This window comes from Mariniluteicoccus flavus (assembly GCF_054776655.1).
On the sequence record NZ_BAAHBN010000007.1, the window covers coordinates 65,048 to 84,039 of the forward strand.

Consider the following 18,992-nt stretch of genomic DNA (forward strand, 5'->3'; position numbering starts at 1 on the left):
GCACACGTTGGCTGAGCGAGCGCCAGCGAGTCGAAGCCACCCTCAGTCCCCCGCGTGCGCGGCCCACGCCTCGGCGAGCAGCCGTCGAGTGTCGCCCAGCAGCTGCGGCACGGCCTTCGTCTCGGCCACGATCGGGAGGAAGTTCATGTCCCCCTGCCAGCGCGGAACGATGTGCTGGTGGAGATGCGCGGCGATGCCGGCCCCACCGACCGCACCCTGGTTCATGCCGAGGTTGAACCCGCCGGGGTTCGACACCGCGCGCAGCACCCGCATGGCCCGCCGGGTGAGGATCGCGACCTCGATGGTCTCCTCGGGCGTGAGCTCCGGATAGTCCGGCACGTGGCGATAGGGGCACACCAGCAGGTGGCCCGGCGAATAGGGATAGAGGTTCAACACGACGTACGCGTGCTTCCCCCGGTGGACGATGAGCGCGTCCTCGTCGTCACGCCCGGGTGCCCGACAGAACGGGCACTGGGGCTCGCTCGCGTCGACGGGCTTGTTCTCGCCGCCGATGTAGACCATGCGATGGGGCGTCCACAGGCGCTGGAACGCGTCGGGGACGCCGGCCAGCTCGCCGGCGTCCTCGACGCGGGGGGTCGTCTCGCGCCCCAGATCTTCTTGCTGCACAGCGATCCCGGGTTCAGACCTGCGCGCGGTCGGCGATCGCGCGCGTGATCTCGGCGACGGCCTCGTCGACCGGCACCTGGTTCTTCTGCTCACCGTTGCGATAGCGGAAGCTCACGCCCTGCGCGTCGACGTCGTCCCCGCCCGCGATCAGCATGTAGGGCACCTTCGTCTTCTGGGCGTTGCGGATCTTCTTCGGGAAGCGGTCATCGGAGTCGTCGATCTCGACCCGGACACCCGCGGCCCGCAGCTTCGCCGCGATCTCTTCCAGATAAGGGATGAAGTCGGCGGCAACCGGGATGCAGGTCACCTGCACCGGGGACAGCCACACCGGGAAGGCCCCGGCGTAGTGCTCGACGAGCACGCCCAGGAACCGCTCGATCGACCCGAACTTCGCCGAGTGGATCATCACGGGCTCGGCGTGGGAGCCGTCGGCCGCCGTGTAGTGGAGGCCGAAGCGGTGGGGCTGGTTGAAGTCGTACTGGATCGTCGACATCTGCCACGTCCGGCCGATCGCATCCCTAGCCTGGATGGAGATCTTCGGCCCGTAGTAGGCCGCGCCGCCCGGATCGGGGACGCACTCGAGCCCGGTCTCGGTCGCGCACTGTTCGAGCACGCGGGTCGCCTCGGCCCACTGTTCGTCGGAGCCGATGAACTTGTCCTTCTTCTTGCCGTCCTCGTCGCGCGTGGACAGTTCGAGATAGAAGTCGTCCATGCCGAAGTCGCGCAGCAGCCCGAGCACGAAGTGCAGCAGGTGCTTGATCTCGTCGGGCGCCTGCTCGGGCGTGACGTAGGAGTGGGAGTCGTCCTGCGTGATGCTGCGTACGCGGGTCAGGCCCTGCAGCACGCCGGACTTCTCGTTGCGGTAGACGGTGCCGAACTCGAAGAACCGCAGAGGCAGCTCACGATAGGAACGCCCGCGGGACTTGAAGATCAGGTTGTGCATCGGGCAGTTCATCGCCTTCAGGCGATAGGGCTGGCCGTCGTCGTCCATGGCCGGGAACATGCCGTCGGCGTAGTAGGGCAGGTGGCCCGACGTGTGGAACAGTTCCTCCTTCGAGATGTGGGGCGTGCCGACATAGTCGAAGCCCTCCTCGATGTGGCGCCGACGGACGTAGTCCTCCATCTCACGCTTGATGACGCCCCCCTTGGGATGGAACACCGGCAGGCCGGCACCGAGCTCCTCGGGGAAGCTGTAGAGGTCGAGCTCGGCGCCCAGTTTGCGGTGGTCCCGCTTGGCGGCCTCCTCCAGCCGGGTCTTGTAGGCCTGCAGGTCGTCCTTCGAGGCCCACGCCGTGCCGTAGAGGCGCTGGAGCTGGGGGTTGGCCTGGTCGCCGCGCCAGTACGCCGCGCTCGTCCGCATCAGCGCGAACGCCGCCTGGTTGATGTAGCCCGTGTGGGGCACGTGGGGTCCGCGGCACAGGTCGCCCCAGGCGCGCTCGTCGCCACGGCGCACGTTGTCATAGATCGTGAGCTCGCCGGCGCCGACCTCGACCGCGGAGCCGTCGTCGTCGGAGCTGTTTCCCTTCAGCTGAACGAGTTCCAGCTTGAAGGGCTCGTCCTTGAGCTCCTCGATGGCCTCGGCGTCGGAGACGACGCGGCGGACGAACCGCTGCTTCTCCTTGATGATGCCGACCATCTTCTTCTCGATGGCCTTGAGGTCCTCGGGCTGCAGCGCGTTCGCGAGCTGGAAGTCGTAGTAGAACCCGTCGACGATGGGCGGGCCGATGCCGAGCTTCGCGTCGGCGTGCAGCGACTGCACCGCCTGGGCGGCCACGTGGGCGCACGAGTGGCGCAGGATCGACAGGCCCTCGTCGGAGGTCACCTCGACGGGCTCGACGGCGTCGCCGTCGGAGAGCGCATGGGCGAGGTCCCTGGTCTCACCGTTGACCCGCATGGCGACGATGGTGCGGTCGTCGCCGAACAGGTCGAGGCCCGTGGTCGTCGTGTCCACCTGTCGCTCCTCGGTCGATCCGGGGCGGACGAGGCTGATGCTGAGGGACACGATCAATCCTTTCGGGTTGGGCTGCGGTGATGCAGGCCCGCCCCATTCTGCCGGATCAGACCGCGGAGCGCGCGCAGGTTGCCTGGCGGGACTGGACGTCGCCCGAGCGAGCGCCACCCTCCCCCACGTTGGCTGAGCGAGCGCCAGCGAGTCGAAGCCCCACCCACCCCCGCATCACCAGATAGCGCACGACACCTGCAGCCCCGGTCCCGGCGACGATCGCCGCCACCTCGGCAGCAGGCGACAGCCCGCGGGTCACGGCGAACGTCACCTGCGTGGCGCCCAGCCCCAGCAGGCTCGTGGCGAAGAAGACGGCCGCGTCGCGGCCGCGTCCGCGCGGATCATGAATGCCGAAGGTGATGTGGCGGTGCGCCAGGTTCGTGGCCAGCGTCGACAGGAGCCAGGCGGCGGTGAGCGCCACCGTGTCCGGCAGGCGCAGACCGAGCACGAGATAGAGCCCCGCGTACGCCGCGGTGCCCACAGTGCCGACGAGGAAGAAGCGCAACGGCTCCCAGATGGCTCGCACGCAGCGAACGTAACGCGCCCGAACAGCGTCGCGACCAACCCGCGGTGAACGTCGCATGACGGGTGCGCGGCAGCGTCGGGCACCGGATGCGAATCGGCCCCCGACGATGTCGGGGGCCGATTCTGCTCGGTGGGCGGTACTGGACTCGAACCAGCGACCTCTTCGGTGTGAACGAAACGCGCTACCAACTGCGCCAACCGCCCGTGCGTCGTAGAACTATAGCCCCCACGCGGATGGGGCGCCACTTGCGCGTGTCGCTCCCCCCCGACTCGACACGCGCCCGGCGGGTCGGGTTCAGAGCACGAGGTCCTGCATGACCGTGCCCGTCGATGTCACCGCGGCGATCACCCGGATGCTGTACGGCGTGCGACTCGCCCAGAACGCGGGCAGTGCCGCGCGCAGGGTGAAGGCACCCCGCCCATCGGTCACCGCGTCGCCCATGCACCCGCCGATCACCAGGTCGTCTGCCCTGACGCGTCCACCCACGATCGGGGTGCCGTCCGGCGCACGGAGGGTGCCCGTGATCTGGGCCACGTAGTCAGAGGACGTGGTGACCGTGCCCAGCGCGATGGTCGAGGCGGCCACCACGGTCGGCTTCGGCGTCGGAGTGGGGGGCGGGGTCGGCGTGACCTTCGCGGTCGGCGTCGGCGTCGGCGTCACCGCGGGCGCGTCGTCGACCGGATCGAGCTCGATGGTCGCCGACTGCGGCTGTGCGCTGTGCGCTGTGCACCAGGGATTCCTGGCCCGCCACGTCGTCGAAGGGGAAGGCGTACGCGCGGGTGTCGACCGCGGCGGCGTGCAGGACGCGGGCGTACTGGTTGCTCTGGGCGTCGGTGTAGAAGGCCGCCGCGTTGAGCACGGGCTCCTGCGCCACGTCGCCGAGGGTGCCGCGGTTGAGGGCGGCGCAGAGGGTGCGCGTGATCAGGCCCACGGTCGCGTTGGGGGCCGCCAGGCGACCGGAGCACTCCCAGACCTCGTGGGTCGACGGGCGATCGACCACGGCGACCCGCTGCCCCGCCACGTCGGTGAAAACCAGTTGGCTGCCCACCGTGCGCCCGACGAAGCGCAGCCCAGGATTTCCCGCGTCCGGGACGATCGTGAGGGTGCGGGTCGCGTACGCCTGCCACGCGCTCGCGATGCCCGAGTCCAACAGGTTCGCGTTCATGCGCCCCACGGCGGTGGCCTTGCCGGGGGCGAGGACGCGGAGCACCCTGCCCTGGGCGTCGGTCATGACCGAACCCGCATAGCCGGGCGTCGCCCGCAGCGCGTCGACGACGACGCGTCGCCCGCCGGGCTTGAGTCGACCCGTGACCCGGGTGCCGACGTCGGTGCCCGTGACCCCGACCTGATGGGGGATGGCGAGTTGGTCCACCTGCGTCGAGTTGAGGAACAGCCCGCCGTTGTCGAAGGTGAGCTCGGACCAGTCGAAGAGGATCTTGCTGTTGGGGTCGTTGACATCCCACGGGGCCGGCTGGATGAGCCCGCCGCTCACGAGGCCGAACTGCAGCTTCGCGCCGACGGAGAAATAGACGCGTCCCGAGAAGTGCCGCGGGATGGCGAACCCGAGGCCGGGTCCCGTTGCTCGGGCCCACGAAGGAGACATCGGGGGCGGGGACCGACGGCGTGCCGGGCGCGGGAAGCGTCCAGGGCGTGAACGTTCCCGCGCGATTCACATACCCGAGACGGCCGGTCTGCAGGTCCGTGCCGAGAACGTAGACATACACGGTGGCGGCGCGACATGCCGTTGGTCATGGTGACCGGCAGGGTGTCGGTGACGGCATGCGCGGGGGCCGCCTGGGCGAAGGCGCTGGTCACCACGGACGCGGCGAGGGCGATCGAGAACAGCGAACGGGGGGATGCGGACATGACTCTCCCTGCGGGGAACCCGCCGCGGGGCCACGGGTGCGGCACCAGCGTGGCACGCATACATCTCTCGGCGCCACCCCTACCGGCGTGTCAGACCTGGGGTCGACTCGATCGGCCCGGACGACACCGTCACCGAGGGTCGAGTTCCACCGCCCGCTCGTCCCACACCGCACGCAGGCGCGCCGTCACGGGGCCCGGCGCCTCCCAGTGGCGGTCGTCCCACGTGTGCACGCCCTGCACGTCGCGCGACGACGACGTCAGGAACACCTCGTCGGCCCCCTTCGCCTCGTCGACGGTGAGGTCGCGCTCGACCATGCGTACGCCGGCCCCGCTCCCCCACTCCAGCACGAGCCCACGTGTGATGCCCGCGAGCGGCGCCGCACTCAGCGGTGGCGTCACGACCTCGTCGCCGAACACGCAGAAGATGTTGGAACCCGTGCCCTCACAGAGGTTCCCGTCGGTGTTGACGAAGATGCCCTCGGTCGCGCCCCGCTCCATCGCGTACGCCAGCCCCTTCACGTTCTCGGCATACGACGTGGACTTCACCCCCGACATCGCGCCCCGCACGTTGCGCTCCCACGGTGTGGTCGCGATGGCCGTCGACGCGGGCTTGCCCTCGCTCGGTTGCAGGGCGACCACGAGCGTCGTCGGACCGTGCGCCATGCCGGACCCCAGCGGCCCCCTCCCGCCGGTGTAGGTGATGCGGAACAGGCCGAGCGGGTGGCCGAAGCCGTCGAGGACCGCGTCCATGCCGGCACGCACCTGGTCGAGGTCGGGCGCCGGAAGTCCCTGCGCAGCAGCGGATCGCTGCAATCGCGCCAGGTGGCGGGTGGGCGTGAACGGCTTCCCCTCGATGGCCTTGAACGCCTCGAAGACGCCGTCGCCGACCACGATGCCATGGTCGATGGCGGACACCCGCGCGTCGCGGGCGTCGGCGTACAGGGTGCCGTCGACCCACACCCGCACGTCGTCGGCGGTGGTGGCCAGAGGGACTCCGGAGCTCGTCTGCGTCATTGGTCCATCATGCCTTCGCGGTCCCGACGACAGGCAGGGGGCTCATTGCGAGACGTAGCGCTCCAGCTGGTCGCGTTCGTCCTGCAGACGGTCGATGCGGTGCTTCACGACGTCGCCGATGCTGACGATCGCCTCCAGGCCGTCGTCGCCGACGACCGGGACGTGGCGGATGCGCTGTCTGGTCATCAGCTCGGCCAGCGACTCGATCTCGTCGGACGGACCGCACGTGTGGACCGTGGCCGTCATGATGTCCGCGACCGGGCCGTCGAGCGTGGCGGCACCGTCACGCGCGAGGCGGCGTACGACGTCGCGTTCACTGACGATCCCGTCGACGCTGGCTCCGTCGCCGGTGACGACGACCGCGCCGATGCCGTGCTCGGCCAGGAGTTCGAGCAGCTTCGCGACAGACTGGTCACCGGCGATGGTGACGACACGGGATCCCTTGGGGCTGAGGACTTCGGAGACCTTCATGCCCCGACGGTACGCCGGACCGGGACGGTGCGCCAGAGGTAGTGCACGCCCTTGTTCTCGCGGCACCAGAAACGCAGCGACCGGCGCGCCAGCTCGGGCTGGCGCGCCGGTCAACGGCGGACGATCAGGCTCAGACGGCAGGCTTGACCGTGATGGTGAACCAGGTCGAGACCGAACGACCGAAGCGATCCAGCACGGTGGCCTTGACCGCATAGGTGCCCGGAACCGTGGGCGTGCCCGTGATGTTCCAGGAGACCGGATCGAACGAGACGCCCGCGGGGAGACCGGTGACGGTCACCTTCGCGGCCGGATCGTTCGAGCCGACCGTACGACGCGCGATCGGCTGACCGGCCGTCACGGTCTGCGACGCGATCGGATCGATCAGGAGCGGTCCGGGAACCGGAGCGCCCTTCACCGTGATGGTGAACGTGGTGGAGACCGAGCGACCGAAGCGATCGGTCACCGTCGCCTTCACCAGATAGGTGCCCGGAACCGTGGGCGTGCCCGTGATGTTCCACGACACGGGATCGAACGACACGCCCGCGGGGAGACCGGTGACGGTCACCTTCGCGGCCGAATCGTTCGAACCGACCGTGCGACGCGCGATCGGCGAACCGACCATGACCGTCTGCGACGCGATCGGATCGATCAGGAGCGGGGCGATGGTGGCGACGGGAGCGACAGGCACGGCGGCCTGGGCGACCGGAGCGCCCATGAAGGTGGCCGCGAAGGCCAGCGGGACGGTGAGGGACAGGGTGAGGACAGAACGCTTCATTGCAGTCTCCAAGGACGGTGGGTAAATGGCTGGGGGGTGCATTCAAAGTACGATCCGGTCGGGCAAGCCACGCCGGGCGACCCCTGCCGTGCATCGGCAAATTCGCGTATTGGACATGTTGCGCCGCCCCGCGCGCTCCACGCGTCCCTCCTGCCCCGCAGGCCCCAGGGTCGCCTACTGCACGGTCCAGAGGAATCGTGTCTGAACAGGTCCCTGCGCGGTCCACACGTCCGCGTGCCAGAAAACAGGAGAACCCCCGGCCATGGCCGGGGGTTCTTCGATGGTGGGCGGTACCAGATTTGAACTGATGACCTCTTCCGTGTCAGGGAAGCGCGCTACCAACTGCGCCAACCGCCCGAGGTGGGTACCGGATTTGAACCGGTGTAAACGGATTTGCAGTCCGTTGCCTCGCCTCTCGGCCAACCCACCAGGGTGGGGCTTGCAAACCCCTGGGGGAGGCCCCACTCCGAGCGGACGACGGGATTCGAACCCGCGACCCTCACCTTGGCAAGGTGATGCTCTACCAGCTGAGCCACGTCCGCATGCTCTTCACTCGGCTTGTTTTGCCTCGTTCAGCGCGTGGAAAAACATAGCCCACACCGATGAGGTTTGCCAAATCGCCGCCGCGCCGGCGCCCCGGAATCCCCTCCACAAAGAGGTCGGCGCGATCACGGCGCGTCCTCGGGTCCGCGTACGCCCGGCCTGTCACGATGAGCCCAACGGCCTTCCCCTGCCCGAAAGATTCGCTCATGCTGACCGGTCTCGCGCTGCCCACGCCCGACCCGCCCGCGCCGCGCCTCATCGCGAAGAACCGCGGTACGCGGGGTCCGGCGGGGTTCCTGCGCGGCCTCGGTCGGGTGGCGTGGTCGACGATCCTTGCCTGCGTACGTTTCCGCGTGACCGGGTTGGCCGCCGAGATCGCCTTCTTCGCGATCCTGTCACTGCCTCCGCTGCTGTTCGGGCTCGCCGGCGGCATCGGGTTCGTGACCTCCCAGCTCCCCGTCACCACGATCACCACGTTCCGGCTGCAGGTGCTCCACCACGCCAGCCGCTTCCTCACGCCGGCGAGCGTCGAGGAACTCATCGCGCCGACGCTCGACGAGGTGCTCGGCGGCGGCCGCGTCGACATCGTCTCGATCGGCTTCCTCATCGCCCTGTGGTCGGGATCGCGGGCCATGGCGGTGTTCATCGAGGCCGTCACGATCATGTACGGCGCCGCCGGCAGCCGCGGGATCGTCCGCGCGCGGGCGCTCTCCTTCGCGATCTATCTGGGCGCGCTGGTGACCGCGGCGCTCGTGCTGCCGCTGATCGTGACCGGCCCCGGGCTGCTCGACCGGGTGCTGCCGAGCGCGGTCGCGTGGATCGGTCGGGTGTACTGGCCCGTGGTGGCCGTGGCCGCGGTCGCCGCCCTGACGACGCTGATCCATCTCGCGATCCCTGTCCGGCAGGCCTGGCGCGGCCATCTGCCCGGCGCGACGCTGACCGTCGGATTCTGGTTGGTCGGCTCCTGGGGACTGCGCGAGGGTCTGTTGGCGGCGACGGGTGGGGCCTCGATCTTCGGGCCGCTGGCCACGCCGATCGCGCTGCTCGCGTGGCTCTATGTCACGGCGTTCGCGGCGCTCACCGGGGCCGCGCTGAACGCGGCGCTCGCGAAGGTGGCCCCGCGCTGGGCGGGCGTGACCGATCGCGACGCGGCGCACATCCTCGAGGCGTCGGACCCGGCCTAGCCTCACCACGCCTTCGAGAGGAATCACGTGCCCATCCCCGAGTTCATCGTCCGTCTGCGCCGAAAGATCGGCCACGACGAGCTGTGGCTGCCGGGGGTGGCCGCGGTCGTCCTCCGCGACGACGAGGTGCTGCTCGTGCGGCGGGCCGACAACGGTGCGTGGACGCCCGTGACCGGAATCGTCGAGCCGGGCGACGACGTCCACACCACCGCCGTGCGCGAGGTCCTCGAAGAGACGGGTGTGCACTGCGCCGTCGAGCGTCTGGTCTGGGTGCGGGCCGGATCGCCGACGGTGCACGCCAACGGCGACCGGGCCCGCTACCTCGACCACACGCTTCGCTGCCGCTGGGTGAGCGGCGAGCCGGCCGTCGGTGACGACGAGAACACCGACACCGGCTGGTTCCGACTCGACGCCCTCCCCGAGATGGGTCCGGTCCACCGAGAGCGGATCAGGGTGGCACTGGAGAACCCGCGGGACGTGCGGCTCGGGCCCTAGCGGCCGAGCCAACCCCCGTCGACCGCCAACACCTGCCCGTGCACGTACGCCGCCGCCGGACTCGCGAGGAACACCGCCGCACCGGCGATGTCCTCCGCGCTGCCCCAACGACCCGCCGGAATGCGCTCGAGGATCTGGCGGCTCCGCGTCTCGTCCTCGCGGAGCGCCTCGGTGTTGTCGGTCGCGATGTAGCCGGGCGCAATGGCATTGACGTTCACGCCGCGGCCGGCCCACTCGTTGGCCAGCGCCTTGGTGATGCCGGCGATGCCGTGCTTCGCCGCCGTGTAGCCGGGCACCGTCACACCCCCCTGGAAGCTGAGCAGGCTCGCGGTGAAGATGACCTTCCCGCTCCCCCGCTGGAGCATCGACCGGCCCACCTCGCGGGCCAGCACGAACGCACTCGACAGGTTCGTCTCGAGGACGTGGTCCCAATCCGCATCGCTGTGGTCGGCGGCCGGCGTACGCCGGATGGTGCCGGCGTTGTTGACCAGGATGTCCGCCCCGGTCAGCGATTCCGCCAGCTCCCGGGTCGCCGCCCGATCCGACAGGTCACACGCCAGCGGCGTGAACGAGCGACCGAGAGCGGTGATCTCGCGTTCGGCCCGACCGCCGGCCGGGCCGGTCGAGGAGACGCCGACGACGTCGGCGCCGGCGGACGCCAGGGCGATCGCGATCGCCTCGCCGATGCCGCGGCTCGCGCCCGTCACCGCCGCCGTCTTTCCCTCGAGGGAGAAGAGATCCGCGTGCTCCATGGTCGCCTCAGCGCAGCTCGGTGATCGGCGCGGGATCCATGTCGGTGTAGTCGAGGTTCTCCCCCGCCATCGCCCACACGAAGCTGTAGCTCGACGTGCCGAACCCGCAGTGGATCGACCACGGCGGCGAGATGACCGCCTGCTTGTCCGCCAGGAACACGTGGCGCGTCTCGGACGGCTCGCCCATCAGGTGCACGACGCGCTGGTCCTCCGGCAGCCCGAAATACAGGTAGCACTCGGTGCGGCGCTCGTGGACGTGCGCCGGCATCGTGTTCCACATCGAGCCCTTGGCGAGGTCGGTGACGCCGAGGACGAGCTGGCACGACGCGGCGCCGTCGGCGTGGATGTATTTGCGGATCGTCCGCTCGTTCGACGTCTCGATCGATCCCAGCTCGAGCGGCGCGGCCTGCTCGGCTGTGATGTGGGTCGTCGGGTGCTCGGCGTGCGCGGGCGCCGACGCCAGATAGAGCGCGGTGTCGCCGGCGAACGTCACGTCCTTGGTGCCGCGGCCGACATAGAGGACCTCTTTGGGCTGGAGCGTGTATGCCTGCCCGTCGCACGTCACCGTTCCCTCGCCCTCGCCGACGTTGACCACGCCGAGCTCGCGCCGCTCGCAGAAGTGTTCCGACCGGATCTCGTCGGGCGCCTCAAGCTTCACCGTCGCGCCACCCGGCAGGACGCCGCCGAGGATCATGCGGTCCTCCATCGCGTACGCCAGCGTCACCTTCCCCTGCTGGAAAAGATCGGTGACGACGAACCGGTCGTAGAGGTCGGCCGTGTCGAACAGCGTCATCTGGTCGGGGGCGGTGCTGGGACGGGTTTCCATGATCACTCCTGATGGTCGGTCTTGCTCGGTCAGGGTCGCGGGCCGGCGTTCCCGCGGGCCTCGCGTAGACCCTCAGCGTACGCACGCAACGCGAGCCCCTGACCCCAGGGCTGGATGCGATCGGTGCGGATCACCGCATAGCCGAACGGGATCAGTTGCAGGATCGTGCCCGCGCTCGTGCCGGCGAGGGTGCCGTCCGCGTCGACGTACGCGTGCACCGCCCGCAGCGCCAGGTCCGCCGAGGTCGTCCAGGACGCCTCGCCCAGCCCCAGTCGGCGCGCTCGGAACAGGGCGGCCGCGATCCCTGCAGCAGCAGAGGTCTCGGCGATCCCGGCGACCTCGGGATGGCCGTCGACGAGCACGTCCCACATGCCGTGCGCGGGCTGGTGGGCGACGAGCGCGGCGAGCTGGTGCGTGACCCGGTCACCCACCCGGCCCGCCAGGTCGTCGAGCTCGCCGTCGCCGAGTGCGCGCGCGGCCGTGACGACGTCGGTCGCCGACAGCGCCAGCCACGCGTTGGCGCGGCCCCAGTGACACCAGATCGTCTCCCCGCGGTGGCTGCCGTGGGCCATCAAGCCGTTGTCAGGGTGCTGCAGCACGTCGGCGTGGGCCAGCCACTGGCGCGCGACCTCCCGCGCCGGTTCCGGGTCGCCGCCCCGGATCGCCTTCTCCAGCAGGAAAAGACCCATCATGTGCACGGTGTCGGCCCAGACGCCGCCCGGCCAGTGCTCGATGGCGCCGTTCGGCGCCCGGGTCACCGAGGCCGACTCCAGCCAGCGGTCGAGCGCCGCCACCAGGTCGACGCGCCCGAGCCGCACGGCGGCCCCGCCCGGCGCCAGCGAGTTCACGTGGTCGGGACGAATGCCTGCCCGCCGGGCGTTGTCGAGGAACTCCCCCACGAACGCCGGGGTGTCGCGTCCGGCGGCGTCCGCCCAGTCGAGCAGCCCGTGCAGGACGACGCCCTCGCCCCAGAACCACCGGTGCAGGCGCATGGCCTCGGCCCGCTGCGCGATCCGGTCCCCCGTGGCGACCAGCTGTGCCACCGTCAGCGCCGCCGCAGGAGTACGCGGGGGCTCGGCCGCCTCGGCGACCGTCGGGTCCAGGCCGGGGTCGACCTCAGGTCTGTCGCTCACTTCAGGCTCCTCCCGCGGCGCAGGTCGATACGGTGTTCCAGCCCGTCGCAGCGCACCACCAGCTCGTCGCCCTCCACCGCACACCAGGGAGAGGCGAACGGCGCGAAGTCCTTGGGTGATCCGGATTCGCCAAGGTCCGGGCAGCGGCCGTCGACGAGGAACGGACCGTCCCACGACAGCGCATACGCGTGGCCCCTTCGCTGCACCGCAACCCGGTCGCGGCCCCACACCGGCTCGGGCAAGCCGGCCACGAAGCTCTCGAACGAGGCGTCACGATCGGAGTCCCCCACGACGCACACCCAGGCCCGGCCGTCCCCGTTCGGGACGAGCTCGTGGCATGCGTCCGGCCCACTGCGCGTGAGGGTGGCACCGCCGCGGCAGGCGAGGGCGACGAACCCGTGGCCGGAACGGCCCACGATCCAGTCGCCCCGCGTCGTCCAGGTGTCCATGCGCGAGGTGGGGAACCACGCGTGCGTGAACCCCATGGGATCCCCGTCCCGCAGGCGATACAGCCCCAGCAGCACCTCGCGGTGCTGGCGTACGCGCGGCAGCTCGCGGTTGCCCGCCCAGGTGTTGGGCCGCGCCGACGGCGAGGTCGAGGTGTTGGGCGCATGCGTCACGAACACCTGGCACTCGGGCCCCAGGGTCGCACCCCAGATGTGCTCCTGCAGGCCCGGCAGGCCGGGGCGGTAGTCCTGCGCGGATGCCAGCATCACGTGGGGGGTGGTGAAGATCGCGGTCTCGGAGCCGAACTGCCGATCGAGCAGGTCGTGCTCGAACAGGTGGCGTCCCCGATAGCGCTGCACGGCCCAGTACGCCTCCGGCTGGGCCACCGCGATGCGTGCGGCGACCTCGGGGACCCGATAGGCCTCCGCCGTCGCGACGACCGCGGCTGGCAGCGTCTGGTCGTTCAACGCGCCCACCCCGAAAACGGCCCACGAGATCGGCGCGGTCTCCTCGAGCCGCGACGACCGCAGGGTCTGCACATAGCTGCGCCCGTGGGCCGAGCCGTGGATGCCGCGCCACGAATTGGCGGCCAGCGAGATGAGGACGCGGTCGGCGAGGCCGGCCGCCAGGGTGCGCAGCTCCGCGTCGTGCGCGTGCTCGGCCAGCGACACCAGTGCGAGGGTGTCGATGGCGAGGTAGGCATTGGAGTCGAACTCGCTGAACCCGCCCGCGAGGCGCGCGCGGATCCAGCCCGTCGCCAGCCGACGACCGTGGTCGGCGTGTTCGGCGCCGGTTCGGCCGTCGTTGGAGAAGACGCGGTCGGGCAGGAGCTCGCCGACGAGCAACTCGGCGGTGTGCCACACCAGCTGGTGGTTCTCGGTGAACCAGCACATCGCGTCGAGGCCGGGCTCGTCGATCCAGTACTTCATCGCGGCGAGTGCGTCGAGGACCTCGTCGCGCAGGCCGGGCGCCCACTGCGCCGCGTCGGTGCGGTGCAGCAGGTTCACCAACCCGACGATCTCGAAGTCGGCGCAGTCGCAGCGCTCCCGCACCATGCGCAGTGCGGTGGCCACGTCGTCCGGCACGATCGAGCGGTCCGGGTCGAGGGCGAAGCCCGCGAGGGCCGCGCCCACGCCGCCGAGAGCGGCCGCGTGCTCGAGGAACTCGCGCCGCCACGTCGCCGGTTCGCCCTCCGGTGCGCCTCGATAGCGTTCCGGCAGGCGCCCGACCGGGAAGGTCCGGGCGATCGGCACGCGCACGGGGTCGGTTCCGTCGAGGCGGACGGTCACCGTGGCGAACCTGTCGAGCAGTCCGCTCGGCGACGGTTGGACGCAGTCGACGGTGACGGGCGCGTCACGCAGCACGACACGTTCGGTGCCGGTGGCGGACGCCACGTCGAGCGTCACGCCTGGCGGCCCGACGAGCCGGAGGGAGCCGTCCAGGCTGCCCCAGCCGTCCGTCCCGACGGCGGCGAGCACTCGCTCGGCCACGGCGCTGTCCCATTCGTCGGCCCCGGGCGACGGCACGACGACCCGCACGGGAAGGCCGTCGATGCGTACGCGGAGCACCTGCCGGCACTCGCGGAACGCGACCTGCCACAGCACCACCACGAGCGTGGAGGTGCGCGAGGGCAGGAAGACCTCCACGGTCGTCTCGGCCGGTTCCTGGTAGGTCACGGCGTCACTCGAGGCGATGGGTTCACCGTTCAGGAAGGCCTTCCAGGGCCCCGTCGACGCGATGCGAAGGCGGCGCCGGTCGGCCTGGTCGACCTCGAAGACCGTGGCGGCGGCGGAGACCCGGTAGACCGGTGTGAAGCAGAACTGGCTCCAGTCGACGAGGCCGTCGTCGCTGCAGTGCCAGCGCTCCCAGGTCGCCTCGTGGGAGCGGTCCCCCCACGCGTACGCCACCGGCCCGCCGGCGACCGGACCGCCGACGGGCGGGTGCTCGCCCAGCGGCCGGCGGCGGTGCAGCGCTTCCTTGCATGGCGTGACATCCGGGCCGTTGGTGAGCACCCACCGGCCCAGTCCCGCGGGGGTGTCCTGCCACGGCGACCCGGTGGGAGCGAGCACGGCATCCAGGTCGTCGGCCGGCTCCTCCCACGCCGGCGTGACCAGCCAGTCGCGGACGGTGCCGCGCTCGTCGAGCGCGTGCACCGTCCGGTCGGAGACGGGCGACACGGTCATTTCAGGCCGGTGTTGGCGATGCCGGTGACGATCTGGCGCTGCAGGAACAGGAAGATGATGATCACGGGGATCATCGACACCACAGACATCGCGAGGATGTAGTTGAACGGCACCGACTGCTGGCTGTTGAACTGGGCCAGGGCGACCGGAAGGGTGTACATGTCCTGGTTCTGGCTGATGATCAGCGGCCACAGGAAGTCGTTCCAGCGCCACATCACCGAGAAGATCGTGACGACGGCGATGGGCGGACCGCACAGGGGCAGGACCACCCGCAGGAACGTCCGGAACTCCCCCGCGCCGTCGACCCGGGCGGCCTCGATGAGTTCGTCCGGCAGGCCCAACATGAACTGACGCAGGAGGAACACACCCGTCGGCGTCGCCGCCGGCGGGATGATCAGGCCCAGATAGCTGTTCACCAGACCCAGGTTCGCCGCGACCTGATAGACGGGGATCAGGATGACCTGCAGTGGCACCATGATCGTCGCCAACACCAGCAGGAACAGGAGATTGCGCCCGCGGAAGTTGTATTTCGCGAGGCCGTAGGCGCACATCGTGTTGATCACCACGGTCAGCAGCGTCGCGCCGACCGTGACGATCACCGAGTTCTTCAGATAGGTCGCGAACTGGAACTGTTCGATCGCCTCGGTGTAGTTGGTCGGGGCGAAGCTCTCCGGCAGGGGGCGCGGCGGGATCATGCCGAGCTCCGCCTGCGACTTGAAGCTGGACAGCAGCGTCCACACCAGCGGGGCCAGGATGATGATCGCCATCGCCACCAACACCACATAGCGCACGACGGCCCAGGTGGCCGGGGGCTTGTTGCGGTCCGAACCGACCCAGGTCGGCTCCTTCTTCACGGGACCGTCGCCCCCAGCCGTCGAGTCATCCTCGATGCCGCGGCGCGGCTCGCTCGCCGTCGTGCTCATGCGGCCTCCTGCCGTCGCCCGTTGAGGTAGTTGATGAGCGTGAACGCGAACACACACACGAACAGGATCACGCCGCCCGCGAAGCCAAGCCCATAACGGATCGGGCTCTCGAAGGCACGCTCATAGATGTATTGCACGATCAGCGTCGTCGCCCCGACGGGTCCACCGCCGGTCAGGGTGTAGATGAAGTCGAACGACTGGAAGCCCGAGATCGTCGACAGGATGAGCACGACCAACGTCGTCGGTCGCAGCAGCGGCCACGTGATCTGGAGGAACCGCTGGATGCCGGTCGCGCCGTCGACCTTGGCGGCCTCGTAGACATTGCCGTCGATCCCCTGCAGGCCCGACAACATGATCAGCGTGTAGAAGCCCGTGTGCATCCACAGGCTGACGAGCACCACCACGATGAGCGTGAGCCGCCCGTCGGTGAGCCAGCCCGGCTGTGGCAGCCCGATCGCCCCCAACATGATGTTGAGCAGGCCGTTGCCCCGGTCGAGGATCCAGTTCCACAGCAGACCCACGACGACCGCCGACAGCAGCGCCGGCAGGAACAGGATGCTCCGGAAGAACGACCGGCCCGGGAACGCGTCGTTGAGCAGCACGGCGAACAGCGTCGACAGAATCACTGTGAGACCGACGAAGCCGACAGTGAACAGCACCGTGTGCCAGAACACCTGGCCGAACTCCTTGCTGTTCACGAGCTCGGTGAAGTTGGCGATGCCGACGTAGGTGAACCTGCGTCCGTTGGTGGAGTCGTACAGCGAATAGTTGAACATGTTCAGCGCCGGCCAGATCGTGAAGATGCCGAACACCAGCATGTTCGGAAGCACGAAGAGGTAGGGCGCGATGTTCTTGGGCGTGAAGATCGGGCGCCGACGACGGCGGCCCTGCTCGGGGGCCGCCGTCGTCGCCGCGCTCTTCGCGGCATCGGGATTACTTCGTGGCATCCTTCAAAGCCTTCTCCGCGCCCGCCTTGATGTTGGCCGCCGCACCCTCGGGCGTGCCCTTGCCGGCCAGAACCGCCGACAGCTCGTTCTGGATCGACTTCGCGCCCGCGCTGAACGCCGGCGAGTAGGACGAGGCGAAGGCCGCCTCGGGGGTCTTCGACACGTCGTCGAGGAAGACCTTCATGTCATCGGCGCGGCTGGTGTATTTCACCCCGCCCGTGATCAGGTCCTTGCGCGTCGGCAGGAAGTTGGCCTCGGCCGACATCTGCTCCTGCGATTCCTTGCTGTTCATGAAGGCGATGAACTCGGCCGCCAGCTTCTGCCGCTTGGACTGCTTGAACGCCGCCATGAACTTGCCGCCGGGGAAACCGCCACACTCGACCTGGCAGGGGTTCGGCACGGCCTTCCACTCGAACTTGGCGCTCTTGGCGAACGCCGCGACCTGCCAGTTGCCGGAGATGTAGACCGGCGCCTGCTGGGCCAGGAAGATCTCGTTGGCCGCCTTGTATTTCGAGCCGGACTGGATGAACAGGTCCTTGGGCATGGCGCCGGACTGGTTCAGGTCGTTGAACTTCTTGATGGCCTCGGCGCCCTTCGCCGGGTCGAACGCGACCGACTTGCCGTCGGCGCTGAACAGCGTCGTGCCGTACTGGCTGAACATCGTCGAGACGCGGTGGCCGGAGACGTCCATCGCCAGCGCGTACTCGGTCTTGTTGGCGTCCTTCACCTTCTTGGCGGCCTCGGCCATCTCGTCCCACGACTTCCAGGGCTTCTCCTTGGTGGGCGGCTCGACGCCGGCCTTCTTGAACTGCTCCACGTTGACCATGGGGCCGTTCATCGTGAGGTCGCTCGGGACGGCGATCAGCTCGGCGCCGTTGTGGGTGATCGGGTCGGCACCCTGCAGGAACTGCCCGTCGAGCGCGGCCTTCTGGGTCTGGCTGAGGTCGAGGAGGTCGTTCTTGAACGGCGTCAGGGCCGCCAGTCGGGCGACGTCGGGCGCGTTGCCGCCGGCGAGCCGGGCCTGCAGCTGGGTCTCGATGTTGGCGAACGGCACGATCTCGATCGTGACCTTCGCGCCGCTCTTCTCCTCGAACTTCTTGACGAGGTTGCGCGTCGCCTGCTCGTCGGGCCCGTCAGTGAAATAGAGGTAGGTGAGGTTCTTGTCCTCAGGCGCCTGCTGCTTCGGCTCGTCGGTGGAGCCCCCCGGCGCGCAGGCGGACATCGTCATGGCGCCCGCGACAGCGAGGGCGCCGAACACTGTGGCGAACTTCTTCATGACTTTCCTTTCGTGGTGGAGCTTCCAGCCGTCTTCGGGTGGTCTTGGATCGCGTGCGCGGTGGGCGGGCAGCCCAGGCGCAGGCTGATGTCGCGCGCGGTGTCGCGGACACGGGATGCGAGCTCGTCGAGCCGCGGTTCGATGCGGTCCCGCGGACCGGCGACCGAGATCGCGCTGACCGGCAGCTCGCGATGGTCGAGGACGGCCGCGCCCACGCACATGACCGCGCGGTCCTGCTCGCCGTCATCGATGGCGAAGCCGCGCGCCCGGCAGGTCTCGATGTCGGCGAGGAACGACGCAGCGTCGGTGTGGGAGGTCTTGGTCAAACCGACGAACGCGAGGCGGTCCACCAGCGCCCGCAGGTCGTCGGGGTGGAGGGCGGCCGCGTACGCCTTGCCCAGCGAGGTGACCTCGAGCGGGCGCCGCAGGCCCAGGAGCCGGCGTACGCCGACCACGTGGTCACTGCGGTCCTCGTGGGCGACGTAGATGATCTCGGGGCCGTCGACGATGGCCATCAGCACCGATTCGTCGATCTCGTCGGCGAGCCCGCGCATCAACTGGCGACCCATCTCCCAGGGGTCGGACTGGGTCAGTGCCGTCATGCCGAGCAGGATGGCCGTGCTGCCGAGCGTGACCCTGCTCGTGGCCGTCGAATCCCAGCTGACCAGGCCGTGGTCGCGCAGGACTCCAAGAATGCGGTAGGCGGCGCTGCGGCTCACGTCGACCGCCTCCATGAGCTCACCCACCGTGGGTCGGCTCCCGCCGGCGAGGTGATCGAGGATGGCCAGGCCGCGTTGGAGCGTGCCGGACGGGGTGGCGTCGTCTCCGTGGGGCCGGTCCCCCACGGGCGCCATGCCGCTCCGCATGTCGGTCACGCTTCTCCCTGTCCGCTCAGTGATACGTCGTACCGCTGACAGGGATAAGCCTAGGCCAGGCGTACGGCTGGCGGGAAGGGTCAGGCGCCGTCGTGGTCGAATCGTAACCTTCGGCCGGGGCCCGGCC

General features: G+C 69.7%; 18 protein-coding genes and 4 tRNA genes. 2 read left to right on the forward strand and 20 right to left on the reverse strand.

From position 1 onward, the window contains the following. Window positions 1-42: 42 nt before the first annotated feature. The 12 genes from ACYVAG_RS12595 to ACYVAG_RS12650 all read right to left on the reverse strand — a co-directional run bounded on the left by ACYVAG_RS12595 (window position 43) and on the right by ACYVAG_RS12650 (window position 7,823). A complete protein-coding gene (locus ACYVAG_RS12595; RefSeq protein ID WP_460770155.1) occupies window positions 43-627 on the reverse strand; it encodes an HIT family protein in 585 nt (194 codons plus the stop codon). Between the two features lie 13 nt (window positions 628-640). After that, the gene (gene thrS / locus ACYVAG_RS12600; RefSeq protein WP_460770283.1) at window positions 641-2,632 is read right to left on the reverse strand and encodes a threonine--tRNA ligase; all 1,992 of its coding nucleotides are present in this window, start codon (window positions 2,630-2,632) and stop codon (window positions 641-643) included. Window positions 2,633-2,684: 52 nt separating this feature from the next. After that, the gene (locus ACYVAG_RS12605; RefSeq protein WP_460770156.1) at window positions 2,685-3,155 is read right to left on the reverse strand and encodes a GtrA family protein; all 471 of its coding nucleotides are present in this window, start codon (window positions 3,153-3,155) and stop codon (window positions 2,685-2,687) included. Window positions 3,156-3,285: 130 nt separating this feature from the next. Next, window positions 3,286-3,358 (reverse strand) — tRNA-Val (locus tag ACYVAG_RS12610). Between the two features lie 91 nt (window positions 3,359-3,449). After that, window positions 3,450-3,689 (reverse strand): peptidase associated/transthyretin-like domain-containing protein, encoded by a 240-nt coding sequence (locus ACYVAG_RS12615; RefSeq protein ID WP_460770157.1) that lies wholly within the window; start codon window positions 3,687-3,689, stop codon window positions 3,450-3,452. Window positions 3,690-3,693: 4 nt separating this feature from the next. After that, window positions 3,694-4,758, reverse strand: coding sequence for a beta-1,3-glucanase family protein (locus ACYVAG_RS12620; RefSeq protein WP_460770159.1), 1,065 nt, complete (start codon window positions 4,756-4,758; stop codon window positions 3,694-3,696). Between the two features lie 392 nt (window positions 4,759-5,150). After that, complete coding sequence (locus ACYVAG_RS12625; protein ID WP_460770160.1) at window positions 5,151-6,035, reverse strand: aminotransferase class IV; 885 nt, start codon at window positions 6,033-6,035, stop codon at window positions 5,151-5,153. Window positions 6,036-6,077: 42 nt separating this feature from the next. Then, window positions 6,078-6,506 carry a CBS domain-containing protein gene (locus tag ACYVAG_RS12630; protein WP_460770162.1) on the reverse strand — a complete coding sequence of 143 codons (429 nt, stop codon included), beginning with the start codon at window positions 6,504-6,506 and terminating at the stop codon, window positions 6,078-6,080. 130 nt (window positions 6,507-6,636) lie between these two features. Further along, a complete protein-coding gene (locus ACYVAG_RS12635) occupies window positions 6,637-7,281 on the reverse strand; it encodes an Ig domain-containing protein (protein ID WP_460770164.1) in 645 nt (214 codons plus the stop codon). Window positions 7,282-7,562: 281 nt separating this feature from the next. Continuing rightward, window positions 7,563-7,638: transfer RNA gene (locus ACYVAG_RS12640), tRNA-Val, on the reverse strand. A gap of 1 nt (window position 7,639) precedes the next feature. After that, window positions 7,640-7,710: transfer RNA gene (locus ACYVAG_RS12645), tRNA-Cys, on the reverse strand. 40 nt (window positions 7,711-7,750) lie between these two features. Continuing rightward, window positions 7,751-7,823 (reverse strand) — tRNA-Gly (locus ACYVAG_RS12650). Between the two features lie 207 nt (window positions 7,824-8,030). Between ACYVAG_RS12650 and ACYVAG_RS12655 the strand changes: the two genes are divergently transcribed. Both ACYVAG_RS12655 and ACYVAG_RS12660 read left to right on the forward strand, forming a co-directional pair. Beyond that, the gene (locus tag ACYVAG_RS12655) at window positions 8,031-9,008 is read left to right on the forward strand and encodes a YihY/virulence factor BrkB family protein (RefSeq protein WP_460770166.1); all 978 of its coding nucleotides are present in this window, start codon (window positions 8,031-8,033) and stop codon (window positions 9,006-9,008) included. Between the two features lie 27 nt (window positions 9,009-9,035). Continuing rightward, the gene (locus ACYVAG_RS12660; RefSeq protein ID WP_460770167.1) at window positions 9,036-9,503 is read left to right on the forward strand and encodes an NUDIX hydrolase; all 468 of its coding nucleotides are present in this window, start codon (window positions 9,036-9,038) and stop codon (window positions 9,501-9,503) included. On the opposite strand, the gene ACYVAG_RS12665 is transcribed toward ACYVAG_RS12660, so the two are convergent. From ACYVAG_RS12665 to ACYVAG_RS12700, 8 genes are read right to left on the reverse strand one after another with little or no spacing between them, the layout of a single operon-like run. Next, window positions 9,500-10,255: an SDR family oxidoreductase gene (locus tag ACYVAG_RS12665; RefSeq protein ID WP_460770169.1), complete on the reverse strand. Its 756-nt coding sequence runs from the start codon at window positions 10,253-10,255 to the stop codon at window positions 9,500-9,502. The two genes, ACYVAG_RS12660 and ACYVAG_RS12665, sit on opposite strands and share 4 nt — an antisense overlap. A gap of 7 nt (window positions 10,256-10,262) precedes the next feature. Then, window positions 10,263-11,081: a 5-dehydro-4-deoxy-D-glucuronate isomerase gene (gene kduI / locus ACYVAG_RS12670; protein ID WP_460770171.1), complete on the reverse strand. Its 819-nt coding sequence runs from the start codon at window positions 11,079-11,081 to the stop codon at window positions 10,263-10,265. Window positions 11,082-11,110: 29 nt separating this feature from the next. Further along, window positions 11,111-12,214, reverse strand: coding sequence for a glycoside hydrolase family 88 protein (locus tag ACYVAG_RS12675; protein WP_460770172.1), 1,104 nt, complete (start codon window positions 12,212-12,214; stop codon window positions 11,111-11,113). Further along, window positions 12,211-14,844, reverse strand: a complete 2,634-nt coding sequence (locus ACYVAG_RS12680; protein ID WP_460770174.1) for a hypothetical protein — start codon at window positions 14,842-14,844, stop codon at window positions 12,211-12,213. The genes ACYVAG_RS12675 and ACYVAG_RS12680 overlap by 4 nt, the downstream gene beginning before the upstream one ends. Beyond that, window positions 14,841-15,767: a carbohydrate ABC transporter permease gene (locus ACYVAG_RS12685; RefSeq protein WP_460770175.1), complete on the reverse strand. Its 927-nt coding sequence runs from the start codon at window positions 15,765-15,767 to the stop codon at window positions 14,841-14,843. Before ACYVAG_RS12685 ends, ACYVAG_RS12680 begins: the two co-directional genes overlap by 4 nt. Beyond that, window positions 15,764-16,714, reverse strand: coding sequence for a carbohydrate ABC transporter permease (locus tag ACYVAG_RS12690; protein WP_460770177.1), 951 nt, complete (start codon window positions 16,712-16,714; stop codon window positions 15,764-15,766). Before ACYVAG_RS12690 ends, ACYVAG_RS12685 begins: the two co-directional genes overlap by 4 nt. Beyond that, on the reverse strand, window positions 16,701-17,990 hold the full coding sequence (locus tag ACYVAG_RS12695) for an ABC transporter substrate-binding protein (protein ID WP_460770178.1): 1,290 nt from the start codon (window positions 17,988-17,990) through the stop codon (window positions 16,701-16,703). Before ACYVAG_RS12695 ends, ACYVAG_RS12690 begins: the two co-directional genes overlap by 14 nt. After that, on the reverse strand, window positions 17,987-18,856 hold the full coding sequence (locus ACYVAG_RS12700) for an IclR family transcriptional regulator (protein ID WP_460770285.1): 870 nt from the start codon (window positions 18,854-18,856) through the stop codon (window positions 17,987-17,989). The genes ACYVAG_RS12695 and ACYVAG_RS12700 overlap by 4 nt, the downstream gene beginning before the upstream one ends. Window positions 18,857-18,992: the final 136 nt, after the last annotated feature.

Bases quoted from the DNA above. Each gene is read 5' to 3' on its own strand.
- ACYVAG_RS12695 (WP_460770178.1), bottom strand. From the start codon at position 17,990: ATGAAGAAGTTCGCCACAGTGTTCGGCGCCCTCGCTGTCGCGGGCGCC.
- ACYVAG_RS12665 (WP_460770169.1), bottom strand. From the start codon at position 10,255: ATGGAGCACGCGGATCTCTTCTCCCTCGAGGGAAAGACGGCGGCGGTG.
- ACYVAG_RS12690 (WP_460770177.1), bottom strand. From the start codon at position 16,714: ATGCCACGAAGTAATCCCGATGCCGCGAAGAGCGCGGCGACGACGGCG.
- ACYVAG_RS12680 (WP_460770174.1), bottom strand. From the start codon at position 14,844: ATGACCGTGTCGCCCGTCTCCGACCGGACGGTGCACGCGCTCGACGAG.
- ACYVAG_RS12630 (WP_460770162.1), bottom strand. From the start codon at position 6,506: ATGAAGGTCTCCGAAGTCCTCAGCCCCAAGGGATCCCGTGTCGTCACC.
- ACYVAG_RS12620 (WP_460770159.1), bottom strand. From the start codon at position 4,758: ATGTCTCCTTCGTGGGCCCGAGCAACGGGACCCGGCCTCGGGTTCGCC.
- ACYVAG_RS12635 (WP_460770164.1), bottom strand. From the start codon at position 7,281: ATGAAGCGTTCTGTCCTCACCCTGTCCCTCACCGTCCCGCTGGCCTTC.
- ACYVAG_RS12625 (WP_460770160.1), bottom strand. From the start codon at position 6,035: ATGACGCAGACGAGCTCCGGAGTCCCTCTGGCCACCACCGCCGACGAC.
- ACYVAG_RS12700 (WP_460770285.1), bottom strand. From the start codon at position 18,856: ATGCGGAGCGGCATGGCGCCCGTGGGGGACCGGCCCCACGGAGACGAC.
- ACYVAG_RS12655 (WP_460770166.1), top strand. From the start codon at position 8,031: ATGCTGACCGGTCTCGCGCTGCCCACGCCCGACCCGCCCGCGCCGCGC.
- kduI (WP_460770171.1), bottom strand. From the start codon at position 11,081: ATGGAAACCCGTCCCAGCACCGCCCCCGACCAGATGACGCTGTTCGAC.
- ACYVAG_RS12685 (WP_460770175.1), bottom strand. From the start codon at position 15,767: ATGAGCACGACGGCGAGCGAGCCGCGCCGCGGCATCGAGGATGACTCG.